Source organism: Acinetobacter sp. YH12070 (assembly GCF_013419625.1).
Classification (GTDB): Bacteria; Pseudomonadota; Gammaproteobacteria; order Pseudomonadales; family Moraxellaceae; genus Acinetobacter; species Acinetobacter amyesii.
Genome location: NZ_VOZT01000099.1, coordinates 1 through 5,589, shown reverse-complemented (window position 1 = coordinate 5,589; position 5,589 = coordinate 1). Strand labels below are relative to the sequence as shown.

Genomic DNA, 5,589 nt, shown 5'->3' with positions numbered 1-5,589 from the left:
ACCATTAACCCAACAGCTTCAAAGGAAACTAGACTCAGTACAACAGTATCACGAAAAATTCGAGGGTTTGATCAAACAAATATCTTCAAGGCTTTAGATGAGCTGGACAGACGTAGAGAGTTGCAACTGGAGCAACAACGTAAAAATGACAAGAGTTATTCACCTAGATTTTGATACTTTTTTTTCTGCGGAGCATTGCCTTTGCAATGCTGTCCTCGAAAAAAAAGCATCTTCAAAGATCGGCTGTACCCGTATCTTTGCTAGACAAGCATAAGTGGTTTATGTTGTCCGATAAATAATTAAAGGAGGGATAACAAGATGCAAGCATTCATTACAAAAGGTTGTTTTACTAACCATGGTGGTAAAATTATAGAGGGTGATGATTCTTGGTTGGTTGATGGTAAAGGCGTTCATCTAGAGGGCATGGGGCATTTTTGCCCAAAGTGCAAAGTTGTTTCTAAGGCACTTGCGACACAAAGAGGCTTTATACAAGTGAATGGTCGCAACCCTATTGTGGCTGGCGATACTGCCACTTGTGGGGCTAAATACATGAAAATATCTGATTTGGCTGTTCGTGGTGGTGGCTCAGGTTCTGCCAGTTCTTCAAACCAAGTGAGTAATCTAAAGGATGCCTTAAAGTTTGATGAGCGTGTGCAACTTGTAGATCGGGATGATAATGAGCCGTTGGCACATGTGCCCTACTATCTGAAAAACTCTAAAACTGGAGCTGTTGTTTCTTCAGGAACAACGGATGAAAACGGTTATACAGAAAGGTTTTATACAGCAAAAGCTGAAGATATTGATATTTATATCGGAGAGCCAGAGTGACGCAAGGTACTTGTAAAACAAATACAAAACAGGAATCAGTACATAGACAGCCTGTGTCTTTAAAAGAATATTTAATTTGCATTTATTATCACAAGCCTTCTAAAAGTGACGATCGAGCATTTGAACGTGCATCAAAGCATTGTCTTTCACAACTTAAGTTAAAAAACTGTGGTGATAACTTTGTATTTAAAGAATATCAAGTTACGTCAGGACAGGACTTTAAAAAAATATGGTCGACAATCTTTGCTGAGTTGAATAAGAATGTTGCTAAAGTGAAAGAAATGCATGTTTTTAGCCACTCTAGTAAGACAGATGGGGGTAACGATGGCTTGGAGTTTTTAAGCACTAGAAACGCCCGTAATGAGGTTTTGGAGGATGGGACGATTTCTTATAGTGAAATATCAGAACTTGAAAAACTGCGGTGGTCCCCAAATGCAAATTTAGTTTTACATGGCTGCAATACAGGGCTAAGAGGAACGTCTGTACAGTCTATTGCTGATGTATTTGCGATTAGACAAGAAAAATGTAGGGTTCACGGTCAAAAGGGGTGGGCTTATTTTTCAAGAAATGAAGCTGTTTATGAACGTACTTCACCAGCTGACAAAGAAATTTATCTATGGGCTTTTAGCCGTGGCAATAATAGCTATGTCGGGAATGTCATTGGTGGTGAGAAAATCCCTGCTTTAATTGTTGAAAAAAAGAAGTAATCCCATGAAATTAAAAATATTATTTTGGTTTTCTACTTTAAACATAATAGGTATATTTCTAGTTTATATACTTTCATTTATGACAAGAAATAATCACTATGCTGTAGCTGTAGATACGGTTTTTCTAGCATCATCAATTGTTCTATTCATCTTGGCACTACTACTTAGAAATACACGAGTAATATCAATCAGCTTGCTATCTATTGTGCTTGCGGTTGGTATGAATGTCTTTAATATCAGTATCAGCTATCAAAAATGGCTTGATCGTGAACAGCCTGAATGGGGTCAGAGATAGGATACTCCTATCTCGGCTGTACCCGAAGATCACATATTTGCGACATTTTGTCGCAATATTTTGTTTTGAAAATCAGTCATTTGACAGCAATTCAAAAAGGTGTAATATTTTCATCAGGCGAAAAAAAAGCAAGCTGGCAGGCTCGCTTTTTTCTCTTTGTTAAACAAATGCTTAAAGCATCCATAAAACGCTAATTCGTTACTAGTATTTTACTGATGTTTTGAGCTATTGCAACACTTGGACGTGTTTCATGCTCAATAAAACGCAATTTTCAGACGATTTTTACGAAAAACTCCCAAAAAAACCGTATTGCTCGGATGATTTAGGGCGTGGGGTGATTATTCGCCCAAAACGTACCGCAATCCAGAAGCCATACATTCAGCATAATCCCCCTTGTCTTGTTAGCTCGTTGGTGTTCGATATAGACCGCCAAGACGCTTATTTTGCGTGGTCTGACGCAAATTTACCGACCCCAACATGGATAGCCAAAAATCGTCAAAATGGACATGCACATATTGGCTATATGCTTTTAGCTCCAGTGTGTACCACGCATCGAGCAAAGCAGAATGTCATACAGTACCTTGCCAAGATCGAGCAGGCGTATAGCTTGGCGTTAGGTGCAGATCGTGGCTATACGGGCTTAATCACTAAAAATCCATGTCACGGAACATGGGAAAATCATACCTTTGGCGTTCAACCATACGACCTAAATTATTTAGCCGATTTTGTAGAGCTTCAGGAACTAAAAACCGACTTAAAAGAGGTTTCAGGGCTTGGGCGTAACTGTATGATGTTCGATACCGTTAGATTTTGGGCGTATGAAGCGATTAGAGCGTTTATTTCGGGGTCGCCTGATAGTTGGTATGCGGAAGTGCTAAAAGTCGCTACAAACGCAAATGGTGCGTTTTTAGAGCCATTGCCACATTCAGAGGTAAAGGCAACCGCTAAGTCTATTGCTCGTTGGGTATGGCGCAATCACTCAGATGCACACGTCAAATTTATCGAGCGTCAGGCTGCTAAAGGACGTAAGGGCGATTCTAGTCATGGCGGTAAGGCTAGATCAGCACAATACAGCGATATACGTCAGGAAGCCTTAAAACTTCATGTGATGGGTAAGAGCATCAAAGAAATATCAGAATATTTAAATGTGCATCGGAATAGCGTATCGAAATGGGTAAAAAATCCATGCACAAGTGCAACCTAAATCAGATATCAGCCCCTAGGGTGCTCTTTTCCCATTTCATTTTTAAAAATTATTATTTAAGGGAATAAGCAACGGCTGTGGGCAAAGGAAAACCCTGTGATCTAAACCTGTGTGCAACTCAACGTATAACGGCTTTATCGTTATGCGGAGTTGTGCATAGTGTTTAGGCACAGATCAGGTTTTACGGTCGCTTGCGATTGTCCATAGTCTTGCTATGACCTGCTTAATTGAATTACGTCTAGGGGTCTGATATTGTAATGGAACGCAAGGATACATGGAGACCCCTCTGCTACGCAGATGTGTTCCATGACCTTGTTCAGGGGCAAGCCCCCGAAACCCCCAAAAGCAAAGGCAAAAGCATGACAGCGATCAAACGTAATAAGGTTTACAAAGTCCGATTTTCTGATGCAGAGGTACAGAAAATCAAAGATGCCAATATCCTAAATATTGCCAAATATCTAAGGGATACTTCGCTTGCTCAAATTGATGCAACCCAAGACAACGCCAAAAAAAAGAATCAGGAAAACCACTACACAAAATTAGACCGTGACTTTTTGCTTGAGCTATCCCGAATTGGGGGCAACATCAATCAGATTGCAAAGGCAATAAATACTGATATTGCAAGCAGTCGTCCCCTTGATGCTGCAAGGCTTTTGCACCTGTTAATAGGGATTGATCAGACCTTAAAGGAATTGAAAAAATGATTGTTCAATTCTTTAGATATGGGAACGGTTTAAGTAAAGGGCCATTGGATTATTTGCTTGGTAAAGACCGTGATCGAGATTATGCAAAAGTCCTACAGGGCGATGTTTCCGAAGTATCAGGGTTAATTGATACGTCTCCTTTTGCCAAAAAATATACCAGTGGTTGTTTGTCTTTTTATGAGCATGATTTAACTGAACCGGATAAACAAAAAATCATGCAGGATTTTGAGCAAGCCTTATTCCCTGGCATGGATCAGAGCCAGTACCGTGTCTTGTGGATTGAGCATCAAGACAAATTAAACGAAGAGACAGGGGAGCGAAGATTAGAGCTTAACTTCTTAATCCCTAATGTTGAAATCCTTACAGGACAACGTTTACAGCCTTATTATGATAAAGCTGATCGTCCTCGTATTGATCTGTTTAAGAAGATTACAAACTATGAATATCAACTGCATGATGCAGATGACCCCCTCTATCGCCAAGCCGTTACAACGGCAAAAAACTTACCTAAAACTGTTAATGAAATCAAGGAAACGCTTGATATTGAAGCAACGAGAGCCGTTGAAAGTGGACTAATTACAGATCGGCAGAGCATGAAAAAATGGCTATTGGATCTTGGTCTTGAAGTTACCAGAGAAACCAAGAAAAGCCTATCCATTAAAAATCCGAATGATGACGAAAAATCCCGCCCGATAAGGCTTACAGGTGCAATCTATGAGCAAGATTTTAGACTTACAGAAACGAGCCAACAACTTACTATCGCAGCATCAGAACGATATAGACGAGAAGCTGAACAGCGAAATCAGTCAGATATTCAACGATATGCGGAATACAGTGCAAAGCGAAGCACAGAGCTTGAGCAGCAGTATCGACAGCACCAAAACGGATATACAGCAGAAACAGAGCGAAGCAACGAACGAGATATTGCAGCAGATCGACCAGACTACAGCTCAAACCAAGAAGCAGCAGCAACAAGGCATGACAGCCCTATTGCAAGAACAACAACAGCATATCAAACAGCTACAAGCGAACTTGCAGCAGTTGAACGGCTTGAGCCAAGAAACAGCCCAAGCAGCCAAATTAAAGAAAACCCTTATTACATCGAATATAGTCTTGATTTCACTGGCATGTATAACGCTTATCAGCAGTATTTGTCTGGGATACGTCAGCAAGAGCAAGTACAGCGACATCACAGAGATGGAGAACAAAGTCCAGTGGCTAAAAAGCCAAGGGGCAAGCCTGAATATTCAGAAGTGTGGAACAGAGAAAAAATGGGACTGGTGCGTCCAGATCGACCCGAAAGCGCAGCAGTACAGCAACAATATGCGAATAGTGCAGGAAACCAATTAAATGAATCTCGAAGCACAGTTATTGCAGATTATCGAGCAGCAACAGCAGCAGCTCAAAGAGCAACAGCAGCAGCAACAGCAAGCATTACAGCTCATTCAAACGCAGAGCAAAACGATAAGCGAACTAGAGAGCTACTGCAACAAATTGATAACTCACTTCAACACGCTGACCGAGAAAGAAAAAGAGATGAAAAATCATATCAGACAGCTACAGAATCCGAAGCTATCAGAGACTTTATTACAAAACTTGGAGAGCAGCTTAAAACAGCGATTACAGAGCCATTTAGAGCAATTAGTGACTGGGTTAAATCTAAAGAACGAGATCAACGAACTATTGCCAACGATGATCTATACAGAAATCGAGAAGCAGACAGCACCATTAACCCAACAGCTTCAAAGGAAACTAGACTCAGTACAACAGTATCACGAAAAATTCGAGGGTTTGATCAAACAAATATCTTCAAGGCTTTAGATGAGCTGGACAGACGTAGAGAGTTGCAAC

The 5,589-nt window shown here is 40.6% G+C and carries 6 protein-coding genes; all 6 read left to right on the top strand.

The genetic code is table 11. The features are described from left to right. The first annotated feature begins 318 nt into the window (after positions 1 to 318). Entirely contained in the window at positions 319 to 828 is a 510-nt protein-coding gene (locus FTU17_RS16615; RefSeq protein ID WP_180136058.1) for a PAAR domain-containing protein, read from the top strand. Further along, a complete protein-coding gene (locus tag FTU17_RS16610; protein ID WP_180136056.1) occupies positions 825 to 1,535 on the top strand; it encodes a hypothetical protein in 711 nt (236 codons plus the stop codon). The genes FTU17_RS16615 and FTU17_RS16610 overlap by 4 nt, the downstream gene beginning before the upstream one ends. A 4-nt stretch (positions 1,536 to 1,539) precedes the next feature. Beyond that, positions 1,540 to 1,830, top strand: coding sequence for a hypothetical protein (locus FTU17_RS16605; protein ID WP_180136054.1), 291 nt, complete (start codon positions 1,540 to 1,542; stop codon positions 1,828 to 1,830). A 250-nt stretch (positions 1,831 to 2,080) separates the two neighbouring features. Further along, the gene (locus FTU17_RS16600; RefSeq protein ID WP_180136052.1) at positions 2,081 to 3,034 is read left to right on the top strand and encodes a replication initiation protein; all 954 of its coding nucleotides are present in this window, start codon (positions 2,081 to 2,083) and stop codon (positions 3,032 to 3,034) included. Between the two features lie 359 nt (positions 3,035 to 3,393). Beyond that, positions 3,394 to 3,738, top strand: a complete 345-nt coding sequence (gene mobC, locus FTU17_RS16595; protein WP_180136059.1) for a plasmid mobilization relaxosome protein MobC — start codon at positions 3,394 to 3,396, stop codon at positions 3,736 to 3,738. Continuing rightward, on the top strand, positions 3,735 to 5,589 hold a 1,855-nt coding region (locus FTU17_RS16590), incomplete at its 3' end, for a relaxase/mobilization nuclease domain-containing protein (RefSeq protein WP_180136050.1). The genes mobC and FTU17_RS16590, both read left to right, overlap by 4 nt.